13 protein-coding genes are annotated in these 16,431 nt (G+C 47.6%); 7 read left to right on the top strand and 6 right to left on the bottom strand.

Features of this window, described 5'->3' with window-relative positions:
• Nucleotides 1–23 precede the first annotated feature (23 nt).
• The 5 genes from WN59_RS11935 to WN59_RS11955 all read right to left on the bottom strand — a co-directional run bounded on the left by WN59_RS11935 (nucleotide 24) and on the right by WN59_RS11955 (nucleotide 5,625).
• Complete coding sequence (locus WN59_RS11935; protein WP_046517629.1) at nucleotides 24–866, bottom strand: sugar ABC transporter permease; 843 nt, start codon at nucleotides 864–866, stop codon at nucleotides 24–26.
• On the bottom strand, nucleotides 866–2,125 hold the full coding sequence (locus tag WN59_RS11940; protein ID WP_156172438.1) for a sugar ABC transporter permease: 1,260 nt from the start codon (nucleotides 2,123–2,125) through the stop codon (nucleotides 866–868). The genes WN59_RS11935 and WN59_RS11940 overlap by 1 nt, the downstream gene beginning before the upstream one ends.
• Before the next feature lie 28 nt (nucleotides 2,126–2,153).
• The gene (locus tag WN59_RS11945; RefSeq protein ID WP_046517633.1) at nucleotides 2,154–3,452 is read right to left on the bottom strand and encodes an extracellular solute-binding protein; all 1,299 of its coding nucleotides are present in this window, start codon (nucleotides 3,450–3,452) and stop codon (nucleotides 2,154–2,156) included.
• A gap of 257 nt (nucleotides 3,453–3,709) precedes the next feature.
• Nucleotides 3,710–4,765, bottom strand: coding sequence for a GTPase domain-containing protein (locus WN59_RS11950; RefSeq protein ID WP_046517636.1), 1,056 nt, complete (start codon nucleotides 4,763–4,765; stop codon nucleotides 3,710–3,712).
• A 17-nt stretch (nucleotides 4,766–4,782) separates the two neighbouring features.
• Nucleotides 4,783–5,625 carry a DUF368 domain-containing protein gene (locus WN59_RS11955; RefSeq protein ID WP_046517638.1) on the bottom strand — a complete coding sequence of 281 codons (843 nt, stop codon included), beginning with the start codon at nucleotides 5,623–5,625 and terminating at the stop codon, nucleotides 4,783–4,785.
• Nucleotides 5,626–5,779: 154 nt separating this feature from the next.
• Between WN59_RS11955 and WN59_RS11960 the strand changes: the two genes are divergently transcribed.
• The 3 genes from WN59_RS11960 (at nucleotide 5,780) to serA (ending at nucleotide 9,686) form a co-directional block, all read left to right on the top strand.
• Nucleotides 5,780–6,841, top strand: a complete 1,062-nt coding sequence (locus WN59_RS11960) for an AAA family ATPase (RefSeq protein WP_046517640.1) — start codon at nucleotides 5,780–5,782, stop codon at nucleotides 6,839–6,841.
• 117 nt (nucleotides 6,842–6,958) lie between these two features.
• The gene (locus WN59_RS11965) at nucleotides 6,959–8,107 is read left to right on the top strand and encodes a pyridoxal-phosphate-dependent aminotransferase family protein (protein WP_046517642.1); all 1,149 of its coding nucleotides are present in this window, start codon (nucleotides 6,959–6,961) and stop codon (nucleotides 8,105–8,107) included.
• Nucleotides 8,094–9,686: a phosphoglycerate dehydrogenase gene (gene serA / locus WN59_RS11970; protein WP_046517645.1), complete on the top strand. Its 1,593-nt coding sequence runs from the start codon at nucleotides 8,094–8,096 to the stop codon at nucleotides 9,684–9,686. Before WN59_RS11965 ends, serA begins: the two co-directional genes overlap by 14 nt.
• An 18-nt stretch (nucleotides 9,687–9,704) precedes the next feature.
• On the opposite strand, the gene WN59_RS11975 is transcribed toward serA, so the two are convergent.
• Nucleotides 9,705–10,814, bottom strand: coding sequence for an HAD family hydrolase (locus WN59_RS11975; protein ID WP_046517647.1), 1,110 nt, complete (start codon nucleotides 10,812–10,814; stop codon nucleotides 9,705–9,707).
• A gap of 341 nt (nucleotides 10,815–11,155) precedes the next feature.
• On the opposite strand from WN59_RS11975, the gene WN59_RS11980 reads away from it, so the two are divergent.
• The 4 genes from WN59_RS11980 (at nucleotide 11,156) to WN59_RS11995 (ending at nucleotide 16,429) form a co-directional block, all read left to right on the top strand.
• On the top strand, nucleotides 11,156–12,823 hold the full coding sequence (locus WN59_RS11980; RefSeq protein ID WP_046517650.1) for a Na/Pi cotransporter family protein: 1,668 nt from the start codon (nucleotides 11,156–11,158) through the stop codon (nucleotides 12,821–12,823).
• Nucleotides 12,824–13,066: 243 nt separating this feature from the next.
• Complete coding sequence (locus tag WN59_RS11985; protein ID WP_046517653.1) at nucleotides 13,067–14,026, top strand: AAA family ATPase; 960 nt, start codon at nucleotides 13,067–13,069, stop codon at nucleotides 14,024–14,026.
• A complete protein-coding gene (locus WN59_RS11990; RefSeq protein ID WP_046517655.1) occupies nucleotides 14,016–15,218 on the top strand; it encodes a DUF58 domain-containing protein in 1,203 nt (400 codons plus the stop codon). Before WN59_RS11985 ends, WN59_RS11990 begins: the two co-directional genes overlap by 11 nt.
• Entirely contained in the window at nucleotides 15,215–16,429 is a 1,215-nt protein-coding gene (locus tag WN59_RS11995; protein WP_046517657.1) for a hypothetical protein, read from the top strand. Before WN59_RS11990 ends, WN59_RS11995 begins: the two co-directional genes overlap by 4 nt.
• The last annotated feature ends 2 nt before the right edge of the window (nucleotides 16,430–16,431 follow it).

Genomic DNA, 16,431 nt, shown 5'->3' on the forward strand with positions numbered 1-16,431 from the left:
TTGTCACCATAAACTCACCCCGTCTAACCTTTAGTCGAGCCGGACATCAACCCTGAAATCAGATACCTCTGCAGGAACAGGAACACAATTGCAATCGGCACGGCAATCAGTATCGAGCCGGCAGCAAATCTTGTAAATGTATTTGCAAACTGATCGTTCACCATATTGTAAAGCCCCAGGGCCAGCGTAAAATTTTCCGGGCTCCTGAGTACAATACGCGGCAGTATGAAGTCCATGAACGGAGCCATGAAATTGAACAGTGCCACGACTGCTATGATAGGTTTCGCAAGCGGTATCATAATTGTGAAGAATATACGGAAATGCCCCGCTCCATCCATCTTCGCGGATTCGTCGAGCTCACGGGGAATTGTATCAAAATATCCTTTGACAAGGAAAGCATTCATTGGTATCGACCCGCCTACATAGACAAGTACGAGACCCCAGAGCGAGTCCAGCAGGCCTATGGTATTCAAAAGAATATAGATTGCCACCATAGCCATCAGCACCGGAAACATCTGAAGTATGAGGAATGCGTATAAGCCGTATCGCCTTCCGACAAACCTGTACCTGGAAAATGCATAAGCAGTCAGCGTCACGAATACTACTGAGAAAAATGAAGATGCAGCCGCGACTATAAGCGTGTTTTTATACCATGTCAGATACATGCTCTGAGGATCTGTGAACAGCCATTTATAATGTACGAACGACCAGTTTTCCGGAATCATCTGTGCACCATACAGGTTACTGCCCGGGTTAAGTGAAATTCCAAACGTCCAGAGCAGTGGATAGACAATGACAACAAACATAATGAATAAAATAGCGTACATAGTTATCATTTTGACAATGTTCTTCTGTTTTCTATTCATCAAACCTGCCCCTCCTCTTTCACTGATCTCGTACGGCTGAACTGGAATGCCGCAATCGAGGCGACTATGAGACCTATTATGATGGATATCGCTGCAGCCATGTTGAAGTTCTGAGTCTCAAATGTCAGTTTGTATACCCATGAAATCAATATATCCGTCCCTCCGGCGTTCTGACCGCGTATCGCCGGTCCACCGGCGTTGAACAGATAGATGATATTGAAGTTGTTAAAGTTCCCCGCATATTGCATGATGAGCAGCGGAGCTGTTGCAAACATTATATGGGGAAACGTAATGTTTGAAAATTTCTGCCAGCTGGAAGCTCCGTCTATATCCGCCGCTTCGTACCAGTCATTGGAAATACTCTGCAGTACACCGGTGAACAACGCAAACACAAACGGGAAACCGAGCCAGGTCTGTATCAGAATCAATGCAACCTTTGCCCAGAATGGGTCAGACAGCCATGGTATTGTCAGTCCGAACAACGGCTGCAGTATATCATTATTAATCGCCCCGAACTGGTTATTGAACAGCGCTGAAAATATAAGTATCGTTACAAACGCCGGCACTGCCCATGGCAGAATCAGAATCGTTCTGATGAACCTTTTGAATTTGATCAAAGGGTGGTTTACGATGATGGCCAGCAGCAATGCCAAAGCAATCTGGAGTGTTGTGGCGACCAGCGTCCAAATGATTGTCCATGTGAATACGCTGAAGAATGTATTCCGCCACATGTCCACTTCTATCAGTGCTTTGAAATTTTCAAAACCTACATAGTCCAGAACGTTCCTTGGAGGTGCGTTATACAGGTTATAGTTCGTAAATGCCAGGAAAAACATGTAGAGGAGCGGAAATACTACCAGAAAGATAAGCAGAAATAATCCCGGCCCTACAATGAGATAAGGGAAACTCTTATCCCAGGAATCCCTGAAACGCTGCATCAGCGTTCTGAAATCACCACTGTTGATCAGTTTTGCATCTCTGTACGCATCGATTATATTGACCGTATAGAATAAGACTGCGATCGCTGCAACAAGCAGGGAAATGATTCCCTGTGCAAGCAGAATTCTTGAGTCATCCACTCTCGGAATTTCCCCCAGCGTGAAAAGCCCCCAAAAACCAATGTTCAGGAAGTTATAAAATACTGCAAAAAACGAGATAAAAAGAATAAAGAGAACACCAGCTTTGATGTATCTCTTATTGTATAATTGACCGAGCCCGGGAAGGATGGACAGGGCTGCGGCCAGCTTAGGGTTCTTCATCATCCATTCCTCCTAAAATTTCATAGGTTTATTCTTCATCTTCAGACCCCTGCCCACCTGAGGCTGCTTCAATATCTGATTCAATTTGTGCCTTCGCTTCTTCCAGAACTTCCTCAGGATCATCTCCATTGGATATGAAAATCAGGGCGTCACCCATGGGCTCCCACACTTGTGCCATTTCGGGAATATTCGGCATCGGATTTGCACTTTCCGCCTGATCGCTAAATACTGTCAGTAACTCATTTGAGTTTTCCACATCAGAACGCGGTACAGTTTCCTGAAGCCCTTCAGTGACGAGCGAACTGTTCTCCTGGTTTGTCATGAACTTCAAAAGGTCCTTGGACCAGTATTCTTCCTCAGTATATTCTGAAATCATCCATCCTTTTACTCCCATGAACGGTGTCATCATCTCGCCTTCAAGTTCAGGCAGGGTTGCAGTACCAAGAGAATCCCCTAACGCTTCGGAGTAGTCCGATAACTTCCATGGTCCTGTAAGTGCCACAGCACCTTTTCCATCAGTGAAAAGACCGTCGAGAACATCACCTGTGATATTTTCGCTCAGATAGCCCGCTTCAAACCATTCCTGCATGCGTGTGGCCTGTTCAACCACCCCTTCATTTGCTACCTGCAGATCATCTGCATTATAAGTTGCATCCTCATTTTGGCTGAAGATCTGTTCATCACCGGAGAATAGGAGTGGATATGCAAAATAGAAGTTCGTCGCTTCCATCAGTAAACCATATTCATTATTCGCTGCATCTGTATGTTCCTCCATGATTGCTTCCAAATCTTCGATGGTCTCCGGAGCTTCATCCACAATATCCTTATTGTAGTAGAGTGAAGCGGCTTCAACTGCGAATGGGACGCCCATAAGAGAGCCTTCGTAAGTAAATGCTTCTATTGCGTTATCATTAAATGCTTCCAGGTCGAATTCTTCAGGATCGAGTTCCATGCCAAGACCCTGAAGATAGGCGCTGCCGATCATGTCATGCGGCTGCTGATAAAGGTCCGGCCCCTGTCCTGCCGGAGCATCCAGCGACAGCTGTTCCAACTGATCAGTCATCCCCACTTCTGTGTATTCAACTTTAATCCCGGTTTCCTCTTCATATTTCTCGAAGATTTCACCGTATGTAGCTACTTGATTTTCGCCATCAAGCCATACTGAGAGTGACTCCGGTTTCTCAGGTTCATTGCCCTCTTCTGAATTTTCTCCCCCACCTTCGGCTGAGTCCCCTTCCTCCAACGACTCCGGACGATCCGGCCCGCAAGCCGCAAGTACAAAAACAAGTGACAGTACCAGTACTAAAAACCAGTTGAATTTCTTCATTCTTTTTCCTCCTTTGTTTGTAAGCGGTATCATATACACCTTAATGATAAAGCGATTACACAGAGTAGTCAAGAACTTTTTGCAAACGATTGCATAAAATACTGTACAGTATGGGCAATTGTTTAGATGATTATTATCTCTCTTATTGTTATTGTTATTGCAAACGATTGCGCCAGAGTGTTCACTCCTCCATTTTATCATTCAATTAAAAAACCCGAATTCCAAGTGTCATGGATTTCGGGTCATTATTTACGCCTTCATTCAGATTTCTCTTTTTGTTCCCTGCTGTAATGCTTCAGTATTTCCCGCGCAAAGTCGTTCATATCCCCGACGTACTCGAATGTGCCTTTCAGCACCGGATATATGTTTTTGATACCGGCTTCACCGAGGGTGGATACTATGAATGATATGACGTTCAGCTTCCTCAGTTTGAATACTGTACCGAACAGTGTCGCCAGCTGGCTGAGGTACTCCTTCGATTTCATCCCTGTGTTATCCGTCTTTTTGGCCTTGTTGATGTAATCTGCGGCCCTGGGTATCGCCCTGCCGATTGTTTCGCCATCTTCGGGAGAGACTTCGAAATGTGCTTCTGTCATCTCCTCTATGGAGCGATATGCTCTCTGGAGAATGATATCCTTCAATCCCGGTGATAATAGTTTAGACGCAAGGGTATTGAGCCTTTTATTCAAAAATTTCTCCATGTACTCTGCACTGCCTGCTCTCCTTGCGAACTCCTTGTCCTTCGCTTCGAATATCGGCTGCAGGGCTGCTTTGAGCCCTTCGATGCCGAAATTGTCCCTGACGCTGACGAAATGGTAATTGAGCGGCTGGGCGAGGTGTTTTTTGAAGGTGACATGCAGCTCCGTGTCCTTGTCATGCATGAGCATCTCCTGCCCCCTCGCTCCTGATACGTCGACCAGTGTGTCGGATTTGCTGTAGACGAAGGTGATCCCCGTCTTCCTTTTTGCAAGGAAGCGGATGATTGCCTCATCCGCTTCCCTGATTTTTGATGAGAATACATACAGGACATGGCTGAGATCTGCTTTGCGGATCAGTTTCTTATATTGTTTCGGAGAGTATTCCGTCGTACCGACACCGGGGAAATCGAGAATCTGCCCCCGTTTTCCGTATTTATGGGAAGAGATTGTACGCGTGGCATCGGTCCGGGTGGAAATGTGTGTATCGGCCCCGGCCAGTGCATTGACCAGTGCGCTTTTCCCGGCGTCTACCTGGCCCATCACTCCGATGCGGTAGTCGATCGTGCCCTCGATATACTTATGGAAAGCCTTGACCAGCGGATGTCCTCCGGACATAACACTCACCTCTCTAGTTAAATAGTCTCTTCATTTTTCTTACCCATGTAATAGCTTATCAGGAGCCCTGCGATGAATACGGTGATCGTGGTCAGCCAGGTCAATGGCGTCGCCGGCATCCCCGGATAGATTGCAAAGACGGATCCAAGGACCAGACCGAGTATCGCCGCGTACGTCAGATATGTGTAATGGCGCAGCATATACTGGATGATCCGGCTCGCCACTAGCAACCCGGCCAGGATTCCAAGCCCCGCAGCAAACAGCACAGGCAGCACAGCGAGGTTCAGCGATGTCAGTTCGCTCAGTGAATAGATGATGATGGAGTACGAACCGAGAAGCAGAAGGACGAGTGAGCCTGAAATCCCCGGCAGCAGCATCGTTGCAGATCCGAGCATCCCGCTGAAGAACAGTTTGATGAGGAGCGGTGCTGTAATCGATATCTCCTCTATCGGCACTTCTTCCGCCCGCAGCATCCCCATGATGAAGAGCCCCGCAACAGCAAGGACGACAAGCATATAATGGGGCGCTCTGAACTCCACTTTATAATTGGATATCCGAAGCATCATCGGGACGACGCCCAGGATCAGTCCGATGAAGAACCAGTGCACTGCCATCGTGTGGTTTCTGAGCAGGTAATCGATAAGCGATGACATCGTCAGTATCGCCACTCCCATGCCGATGACAAGCGGAATCAGATAGAGCACGGCATTTTTCCAGTGTTTGGAGACGACTCTGCTGACCGCCCCCAGGAACTGGTCATAGATGCCGAGCAGCAGCGCCATCGTACCGCTGCTCACGCCGGGGATGAGTTCACATATCCCCATCAGGAAACCTTTAAATATATTTACCCATTTCAACATGTTTTAATTTACCTTCCATTTTCACGTAGTCTATTACCATACGATTGTAGCATAATTTTCGTTTCTCTTCGTCCACCGCAGGGGGCCCGGTTTGATAATACGTTTTCATATTGTTATAACTAATCTAACAGATAAATCGATGGGAGATACTGATATGAGAGACCTTGGTATATATTTTGGAACATTCGCACCGTGCCATGTCGGACATTTTGAACAGATCGTGCGTGCCAAACGTGAAAACAGGCATGCGCTCGTCATCGTCAGCGGATATGAAGGAGACCGCGGCAATACATACGGAATGTCACTGGATAACAGGGTAAAGGCGATGCGACAGCTGCTGCGGAATGATGAAAACGTATCGGTCATCAAGCTGGATGAAACGGATATCCCGAGATACCCCCACGGCTGGGAGCCATGGCTGGAAATGCTTGCAGAGAAGATTTCCCAAGGTTTCGATGGGCTGGATTTCAAGGTGGGGAAAATGACCTATTATGTTGGCGAGGAGGAGTATATCGATCCTCTCCGTAATTTCTTTGATGAGAAATGGAGCGGAATCGATACGCGTATAACCATGGTCGACCGTAAGATCCTCGGCATCAGCGGGACAAGCATACGGGAAGAGCCCATATTGAACTGGGATTATGTCACCCGGCCGTTCAGACGGTTTTTCGTGCAGAATGTGCTGGTACTTGGCGCGCCGGCTACGGGAAAATCATCACTGGTCCAGGACCTTGCCCGCAGATATTCCACCAGCTATTCCACAGAGTATGCAAAGGAATACCGCGCTGCACAGCATGTCGCCGCCGATGAACTGGATGTCAAGGATCTTCATGCAGTGGGCATCGGACAGTTCGAGAATAACAAAAGGAATATCCACTCCCCCGGTACACGAAAAGTATTCTTTGCGGATACAGATGTGATGATGACGAAAATCTACATGAAGATGCACGCTGTAGGTGATGAATTCCATCAGTTGAAGTCGGTATTCGACTACTTCATAGATCTTCAGAACTGGTCCCTCGTCCTCGTGCTGCCGCCCCGGGAGAATGACAAGAGTGAATATTCCGCAACCATGCACCAGATGATTCTGGAAGAACTCGAACTTCAGGGGCTGAAGTATGTCACCCATACACTCGAAGGGGAATCCTACAGGGATCAGTACCAGGAGGCTCACAGCCTCGTGGATGAGATTCTCAAAGACGGCAAGGACAATTGAATGAAAACGCATTTATTTGTAAAATTACACAATTGAAGCTGTCACCTCCATATATTGATGGAAAATACAGAAAACTTTGTTATCATAGTTACCATCTATTTAATGGAGGAAGATTTCATGGAACAAAAACTGTTGCTTACACCAGGCCCGACGCCCATTCCGCCCGAGGTTTCAAGCCGTATGGCCGAGGGCATGATCGGTCACCGCTCCAATGACTTCAATAAGCTGATGGAAAGTATCCAGCCCGGATTGAAAACCATACTCGGCACAAAAAACCCTGTTGCCATCCTTTCTTCAAGCGGTACAAGTGCACTTGAAGCTGCGATGGTGAACCTCGTCAGGCCGGACGAATCCATTGTCATCATAGTGAGTGGTTCATTCGGCGACCGCTTCAGGAATATTGCAAAAACATACCCTTTCGATGTCCATGTGTACGACGTCGAATGGGGACAAGCGGCAGATCCGGAAAAATTCGAAGAATTTCTGAACACAAAAGAAAATGTCAAAGCAGTCTTCTCACAGTCATGCGAAACCTCGACAGCGGTAATCCATCCGCTCAATGCACTCGGCGAAGCCGTTAAATCCTATAACAGCGAAACGCTGTTCGTCGTCGACGGTGTCAGCATCGTCGGAGGCATGAAATTCGATATGGAGCAGGATAATATCGATTGTCTTGTAACAGGCAGCCAGAAAGCACTGATGCTTCCGCCGGGACTCGCATTTGTTGCGATGAATGATACAGCGAGGCAGAAGGCGGCTGACAATGAACTGCCCCGCTTCTATCTCGATATCAACCGGTATTTCAAAGCACTGGAAGACCACTCTACGCCATTCACACCTGCAGTCTCCCTGATCCAGGGGCTTGAGAGGGTACTGGAAATCTATCACGAGGAAGGCGTTGAAAATGTATTCGAACGCCACAGAAACATGCAGGATATGCTCCGGGCCGGCCTCAGGGCACTGGGCCTCACGATGCTGGTGGCCGATGAATATGCCTCCCCGACCGTCACAGCTTTCCAATCGGGTGAAGATGAGCTGAAAGTCATCAAGGATCAGCTTAAAAGTGAGCATCAGATCACGATCGCCGGCGGGCAGAAGGAACTCAAGGGCAAAATACTCCGCATCGGGCACATGGGTTACATGTTCCCCCACGATATGATCCGGGTGCTCGCCGCAATCGAAGCGATACTCAGCGATTACAGGAATGAAAATTACTATGGCAGGGCAGTCGCTGCCGCACAGGAGGCGTATTATGGAAAACTATAGAATACTCGTGCTCGACCCTGTAAGCGAAGACGGCATCAAGGAACTCCTCGACCATCCCAATTATGATGTGGATGTAAACACCGGGCTCAGTGAAGAGGAGATTCTGGAAACGGTCCACGAATACCATGCACTGATCGTCAGGAGCCAGACGACCGTAACTGAAGAAATCATCAGATATGCGAGACAGCTCAAAGTCATCGCACGTGCCGGTGTCGGTGTGGACAACATCGATATCGATGCTGCAACGAAGCATGGTGTCATAGTCATAAATGCACCTGACGGCAATACGATCAGTGCGACTGAACATACGATGGCCATGATGCTGTCACTCACACGGGACATCCCCGCTGCACACAAAGAACTTTCAGAAGGTAAATGGAACAGAAAAGGACACAAGGGAACGGAAATGTACGGCAAGACGCTCGGCATCATCGGCGTCGGGAAAATCGGATTGGGTGTGGCCAAACGCGCGCAGAGTTTCGGCATGAGAATCATTGCCTTCGACCCTTATCTGTCGGACGATAAAGCACAGGAAGCGGAAATCGAGAAGATGGAAGTGGATGAAATTGCCGCCCGGGCGGATTTCCTTACCGTCCACACTCCCCTTACCCCCCAGACGAAAGGGATTGTGGGCGAAGACTTCTTCGGCAGGACGAAACCGGGTCTGAAAATCGTCAACGTTGCCCGCGGCGGAATCATCGACGAAGATGCACTGCTCAAAGCCCTGGACGGGGGCAGGGCGGACGGGGCGGCCCTTGATGTCTTCGAAGAGGAGCCGCCCACAGATATGAAACTGCTGAACCATCCGAAAGTGGTGGTCACACCGCACCTCGGCGCTTCCACAGTGGAAGCACAGGAGAAAGTCGCCATCAGCGTTTCCCGGGAAATAATCGACATCCTTGAAAACAACACAATTGTCCATGCCGTCAACGCTCCGCGCATCAGCGAGAATATCAATAAAGAACTCAAGCCGTATATCAACATTTCAAGCCACATGGGGGAAGTCGGCATCCAGCTGATGAACCGTCCCCCTTCCGAAATCAAGCTTAAATACCACGGGGAGCTTGCAATCGATGATACGAGCATGCTGACACGCTCATTCGTCTCCAGCATGCTCAAACCCCACCTCGGGGAGAACGTCAATATCATCAACGCACTCTACCTGCTCCAGGAACAGGATGTCGTCTATAAAGTTGAAAAGAAGGGAAAGGCCCACGGATACAGCAACTATCTGGAGGCAGAACTGATCAATGAGGATGAAACCCTTGTGCTCGGCGCAAGTGTGCTGAACGGCTACGGGGAACGCATAGTCAAGATTAATGAGTTCCAGGTGGACATCAAACCAACGAAACACCTCCTGTTCATAGACCATCAGGACCGGCCGGGTATCATTGGAGAGATGGGCATCACACTTGGTACCCACAAAGTCAACATTGCGAGCATGCAGCTCGGCAGGCACGACGAAGGGGGCAATGCACTCCTTTCCCTCTCACTTGACCAGGGCGTGAACGATGAAGCGATGGAGGAATTGAGCAAAATCAAAGGTTTTAACGGCCTGAAGCAGGTCGACCTGTCATAAACATAAAAACCATCACAATCATTTGTGATGGTTTTTTAGTATGATTTCTTCGGTTTCCAAAACGGACTCTACCATATTTGTCACACCAAGCGTTTCAAAGTCCGGAATGATTTCCTCGCCGGTCAATCCGGTCAGAGTGGCGATGAAATCCGCACCGATTGCCTCAGCGCAGTAGAAATCAGCAATGGAATCTCCGATGATGAAAATTTTCTCTTTGGATACATTTCTTTTATCGACCGCGTCTTCGAAATGCGTTTCATCATGGCCATAAAGACTCCACAGATAACTGTATGGATGTGGTTTTGCCAGGGAAACATCAACACCTTCCACTCCTTCCGCCGCAAGGACCTCAGACGCCGTGGAAACTCTGTTGCTCCTGAAAATATCCATGAGGCCATGCTGGTGGAAAGGAATCAGTGTTTCCTGTCTCGGCCTGCCGGTGGCCACTCCGATCTCCACACCTGCTTCAATGAGCCGTTTCAGCATGGCTTTGATATCCTCCGGGGGACGGATCCATTCCTCATCATTGATGAAGCCTTTCTTTCCTTCCTCTTCAGCCTCCATACCGGTCGATGTTTTGACATCAGCGCTTCCAAGATACCATTCCTGGTACTTGTACTGGCCGGTCGTCCATACAGGGCCATGCATATCGAATACTTCAGGATCTGAAAGCCCGATTCTGCGGCGGGCATATTCAATCAGCTCCGTATAGATCGTATCTTTCGTATAGTTCCCCTCTTTCAGGAAATCCACAACATGGCTGTAGTCCACTTCCACATCACCCAGCATCTCGCCGACTGTGTAGATATCGGAAATGTCCACATTATCCACGTTGATGCTGGAATATTTGATCAAATTTATATAGAGGACGGAAAATGTGACAAAGAGCATATCCCAGTTGGAATTGAGCCCCATTTTCTTGAACCTTTCAAGCACTTCATCATTGCTGAAGATGGATGCCCGTATGCCGTCTATCTCCTCATCTGTATAATCAATCTTAAACTTCTCTTTCTCCAAATTTAAGTATCTGGGGCTGTACAGCATTTCGTGCACTGCAAGGGCAGACACATCAAAGCATCTTTCCTCACTGAGAAACACCCCGTCAACATCGAATAGTACCACAGTCACAGCCGATTCCCTCCTGTTCGCAGTTGTTTTAGGTTAAGTACCAGTTTCTCACACTGGTCCCCATATGTCGACTGAACTTTTACATAATTCAATATATTCACCTGCATGCCAAAATGGCAGATCCAGGTCATATCGTTAAGTGTTTGTTAAAAAATTTTTAAAATTTCATCAAAAGCCACATTATTGCAAATGTAAGAATTTAACCCGGGTTAATTTATTTATTTTAATGCATTTTATTATATTCCATCCTATAATGAGAACCGTAACATGGTATGTAAATTCCAAGTAAAATCAATTAAATTAACGTAAAGGCGCCAAGGTGCCTAATTGGGGGAATATTTATGGAACTCAGTCCGATGGAGGTCATCTTCCTATTTTTAGGCGGGCTAGGTATTTTTCTTTATGGACTTAAAATGATGGGTGACGGACTTCAGGCAGCTGCCGGCGACCGCCTCAGAGAAATCCTGAACCGGATGACTTCCAATCCATTGCTGGGGGTTCTTGCAGGAATCATTGTTACTATACTGATACAGAGCAGTTCAGGTACGACTGCCATTACCATCGGGCTTGTCTCCGCCGGTTTTATGACTCTCAGACAATCCATTGGGGTCATAATGGGAGCCAACATCGGCACTACTGTCACGGCTTTCATCATCGGTCTTGATATCGGTGCCTATTCACTCCCTATTCTTGCCCTTGGGGCATTCATGATTTTCTTCCTGGGCAGCAGACCGCAGGCAAATAATCTCGGAAGGGTCCTGTTCGGTTTTGGTGCCCTCTTCTATGGACTTGAGTTGATGGGCGACGGGGTAAAACCTCTCGCAGACCTGGAATCATTCTCAAATCTGATGCTGGATGTATCCCATAACCCTCTGCTCGGCATTGCTGTAGGAACTGTACTTACAGTCATCGTTCAGAGTTCAAGTGCAACCATTGCAATACTGCAGGGCTTCTATGCAAATAACCTTGTAGAACTCGATGCCGCGTTGCCAATCCTCCTGGGGGATAACATCGGCACTACTGTCACAGCTATACTTGCAGCACTTGTCGGATCCATCGCAGCCAAGCGGGCTGCTGCTGTACATGTGGTCTTCAACGTGATTGGCGCCACAATATTCTTAATCGGCCTCCCCCTGTTCACAAGACTTATCACTTACCTGCAGGGAACATTCGAACTGAATCCTGAGATGACGATTGCCTTCGGCCACGGGTTCTTCAACATCACGAATACTTTGATACATCTTCCTTTCGTCTTCGCGCTCGCCTGGATTGTAACCAAGCTTATTCCAGGCAAGGATTTTTCAGAGGAATTCCAGCCGAACCAGCTTGATCCACTGCTGTTGAAACGCTCTCCGGGCATTGCATTGCAGGGTGCCCAGGCCGAAGTTAAAAACCTTGGAAACCTGACGCTCAGTATTCTCGATGATTCCCAGAGCTTCAGCAAATCAGGAGACAGCAAGAAATATAAAGAGATCAAAGAAAAAATCAATGTCGTGGATACACTGCAGGACAGCATCAAGAAATATCTCATCGATGCCTCGAAATATGACATCAGTGATGAAGATATTGAAAGACAGGCGACATTGCTTGAAATCACACGCATACTGCACAAAGTAAGCATACAGATCAATGAGTACACCGAATCCTACAACAAGAAATTCAGAGAAAAGATCGAGATTTCCGACGAAGCAAAAGAAGGCCTCCAGAACCTTTACGAACATGTATACAAATCATTCAAGAAGGCCATCGATACACTCGACATCTACAGTCCGCAGGAGCTGGAGGAAGTCATCAGACTCAGCCAGAAATCCTATAAGATTGAGAACAAGCTCAGAAAACAGCACGTCAAACGCCTGAACAAGGGAACATGCTCCACGGACGGCGGTCTGCTGTATGTAGATCTCATCAGCAACCTCGAACGGATCGGTTATAATGCCCGTAACATTTCCGAAACCAACCTTGATGAAGACTACGACGAACTTTCCGAAGACACTGTAATCTATGAATAAAGATGAAATCCCGATGCGTCTGCATCGGGATTTCCTATTGCCTCACTGAACACGACTGCATATTCGAAATTCTGGCAGCTGTCGGGATGCTCCAGGCATCGTCGTCCGGAATGACAGGCCTGTAATTTTCCATAACACACCTCTCTTTTATACCCCATTGCCCACGGATGGTTATTTCATACACCAACAGAGCATTGTACATTTTCCCTTGTAATATTAGAATAAAGGAAAAGGGGGAGTTTTATGGATATCCAGGAGAAACTGGGTCATTTTAAAGATGAGATGGGCAAAGTGATCATCGGCAAGGAGAAGGTGATCGAACTCATCTTTGTGAGCATGCTTCAGAAAGGGCATATCCTTTTTGAAAGCGTTCCCGGAACGGGCAAGACCATGCTGTCGAAATCTGTGGCACGGGCGATAGGCGGAACTTTTAAAAGGATCCAGTTTACGCCGGATATACTGCCTTCTGATATTACAGGCATCAATATATATAATCCCAGAACCCAGGAGTTTGAACTTCGCAGAGGGCCGGTTGATACCGATATACTCCTTGCGGATGAAATCAACAGGGCGACACCGAGGACCCAGTCAGCCCTGCTTGAGGTGATGGAGGAGAAGCAGGTGACTATAGACGGGGTGCGCATTCCGGTGGACGAACCATTCATCGTCCTTGCTACCCAGAATCCGATAGAGTACAGGCAGGGCACATTCGATCTGCCTGAAGCCCAGATGGACCGTTTTCTGATGAAAATCGACCTCGGATATCCTTCGAGGGAGGAAGAGAAATTGATGCTCGATGCGCATGGCGCCCAAAATGCGCTGGATGATGTCCGGGCTGTATTTTCCAAAGATGAAATCGTTAAACTTCAGAGCCGGCTGTCAACGGTTGAAGTCAATGATGCGGTACAGGAGTATGTACTCGATATCATACATAGTTCCAGAAACCATGAATATGTCGACACCGGTGTATCGCCGCGCGGTACCATCGCCCTGTTGCAGGCTGCCAAAGGAATTGCACTTATCAGCGGCAGGCATTATGTAACGCCCGACGATATAAAATATATTGCTCCTTTTGTCATCAGCCACCGTCTTGTGCTGAATATCGAAGGCATGGCAGTAACAGAGGCGGATGCGGTGACCCGTGACATCATCAATTCTGCAGAAGTTCCTGTCGAATACGGGGTTTTGCATGATGAAGTTTAAACCGGACTTCAGCGACTCGAAGACGATGAACTTTTTCACAGGGTCTGTGCTCATTTTGTTCATCCTGAACATTTTCTATGGAATCCAACTGAACAGGCTGATCGCCATTTCCCTGGGTCTGTTCATATCCTTCGCTCTGCTGAACTATCTGTATGAAAGGAATGTGGCCGAAAAGCTCAGATTCGAAATCATCGATAAAGAGATCCGGATGTTTAAAAACCAGAATGGTGTCCTCCGTATAAGGGTGTCGCAGGACGGGATGTTGCCGATCCTGGCCGGCAGGCTCACGGTTTCCGCCGGGGACGACATCCGTTTCCAGGATGATATCTCAACCGGTGTAAGACAGCATACCATTACAGCCGTCACTTTCACTGTAATGCCGAAAAGCCGGACACTTATCGAAATCCCTTTCAGCGGATATTCAAGAGGAGTGAGCAAAATCGTCAGATCGGAGTTGAAAATCCCCAGGATTTTCGGGTTCGGTTCGATAGACCTTAAACAGCATGGTAAAACCGGCCATGAGATCATCATCTATCCAGACCGCCATGCCGTCCACAACAGGGAAATGGAAAACCGCATGATGCCCGGGGAGTTTACAGAAAGGAATGCGCTGTTCTCCGACCCTCTGATGACAAATGGCACACGTGTCTATATCCCGGACGACAGTATGCGTGACATCCACTGGAAGGCATCTGCAAAAACCGGTGAACTGCAGACCAGACTGTACGACAAGATGACGCGGGTATCCTGGCTCATACTTATCAACCTGCGCTCTGAAAATTCCTATGCGCCGCCCGGAAACATCGAGACCATATTTGAAAAGATTGCCTTTGTCACCGGCAAGGCAGCTGAAGCGGGTATACCATACAAGATCATTACGAACATGGTGATGCTGGACAGCCGTTCATTTTTCAGTCTTGGGAAAAGTACAGGCAGTCTGCACTACAGACGCACACTGGAGACACTCGCACGCACGGATACCGTCACATATACACTCCATTTCGAACGGCTGCTCAGGCATGTACAGATGCATGAAGAAATACCGACCCATGTCATTTTTACCGGCGTGGCTGATGACCCGATCTCACAAAGTCTCTCTGTCCTTGAAGCAAAAGGTGCCCATGTATTCCAGCTGGATGATTACGGCATAATCCCCTTTGAATCCAGAAAAACCGGGGAGGCGAGAAGATGAGCAGGTTTAAATATACACTACTGTTCGCCCATACATATCTCACTGACATGTTCCTGCTGCTGTTCATTGTGTTGATAATCAATGTCCATAACGGTAAAGAGGCGTTGATCATACCGTTCATCCTCATTGTCCTGGCCGTGATGACAGCCAGTTCACTGATCGTGAGACGCTTCAGGCTGGGCAGGATCTATTTCATGCTGCCATTTGTCCTCATCATTGCGCTCCTGTCCGGCTTCCACTGGCTGGCAGCACTGCTGCTTGCCTATCTGCCGTTACTGAGGCTCGAATATCTGCATGATGATGCCAGGACCACATTCTCCAACGTAACGCTCATCGTTACCTTTCTGCTGCTTATCGGTACAAATGTTTTGACGACAGAGGAGACGGTTGCCCATGCCCTGCATTTTCACCTGATATTTCTCAGCCTTGTCCTGTTCTTTTTCACGGGCAGGATATTCATCCTCCTGATTGGCAATGGCTGGCCGATGCGGAAGAATGCTTATATGTTCACCACACTTTCAGGGCTCTTCATTCTCCTTGGCATTTCTTTGGGACTGGTCTATCACTATATTGTATTTATCGCAAAATATATTGTCTTACTGCTGCTGAATGGCTTCATATTCCTGCTCCGGCCTTTTTTTCATATATTGGAAAATGTCGAATTTGAACGTCCCGCACTGGAGGAAGGAACGATTCCCGATTCAAAGGGGGAGGAGGAGACCAGACCGGAATTCGACCAGGATCCCGCTGTGGCACAGCTTCCTGTCGACACGATAATGGCTGTACTGTTCATCATTGCAGTCATTACAGGGCTGTACATCTATTATAAAAGGAGAAATCCGCCTCAGACTGACAAGAGAGAAATAGAACAGACAATTTCCACTTCAACCCCCACTGCCCCACAGAAAAAAAGGCTGGTAAGAGCCGACGTTCCGGAGGACCGGGTCAGAAAAGTCTATTTTGAGTTTGAAAAATGGCTGGCCGCAAAAAATATGGGTCGTTACCAAAACGAGACAATCCCGGAATGGATCACCCGACTGGGATTGACTGACATCATTGATAAGCAGAGGCTCACAACTTATATCGAGACGCGCTACAGTGATACGAAAACAGCCGACAGAGACTACCATATATATAAGGAGAATATAAAGATGATGAAAAAAGAGATTAATGAATATCTTAAAGAAAAGCAAAAAAACTTGCGGGAATGATT

Source organism: Salinicoccus sediminis, assembly GCF_000986795.1.
GTDB classification, from domain to species: Bacteria; Bacillota; Bacilli; order Staphylococcales; family Salinicoccaceae; genus Salinicoccus; species Salinicoccus sediminis.

Coding starts and splice junctions, on each gene's coding strand:
- WN59_RS11960 (WP_046517640.1), top strand. CDS start 5,780: ATGAGAGACCTTGGTATATATTTTGGAACATTCGCACCGTGCCATGTC.
- WN59_RS11990 (WP_046517655.1), top strand. CDS start 14,016: ATGAAGTTTAAACCGGACTTCAGCGACTCGAAGACGATGAACTTTTTC.
- WN59_RS11985 (WP_046517653.1), top strand. CDS start 13,067: ATGGATATCCAGGAGAAACTGGGTCATTTTAAAGATGAGATGGGCAAA.
- WN59_RS11940 (WP_156172438.1), bottom strand. CDS start 2,125: ATGAAGAACCCTAAGCTGGCCGCAGCCCTGTCCATCCTTCCCGGGCTC.
- WN59_RS11995 (WP_046517657.1), top strand. CDS start 15,215: ATGAGCAGGTTTAAATATACACTACTGTTCGCCCATACATATCTCACT.
- WN59_RS11965 (WP_046517642.1), top strand. CDS start 6,959: ATGGAACAAAAACTGTTGCTTACACCAGGCCCGACGCCCATTCCGCCC.
- WN59_RS11945 (WP_046517633.1), bottom strand. CDS start 3,452: ATGAAGAAATTCAACTGGTTTTTAGTACTGGTACTGTCACTTGTTTTT.
- serA (WP_046517645.1), top strand. CDS start 8,094: ATGGAAAACTATAGAATACTCGTGCTCGACCCTGTAAGCGAAGACGGC.
- WN59_RS11935 (WP_046517629.1), bottom strand. CDS start 866: ATGAATAGAAAACAGAAGAACATTGTCAAAATGATAACTATGTACGCT.
- WN59_RS11980 (WP_046517650.1), top strand. CDS start 11,156: ATGGAACTCAGTCCGATGGAGGTCATCTTCCTATTTTTAGGCGGGCTA.
- WN59_RS11955 (WP_046517638.1), bottom strand. CDS start 5,625: ATGTTGAAATGGGTAAATATATTTAAAGGTTTCCTGATGGGGATATGT.
- WN59_RS11950 (WP_046517636.1), bottom strand. CDS start 4,765: ATGTCCGGAGGACATCCGCTGGTCAAGGCTTTCCATAAGTATATCGAG.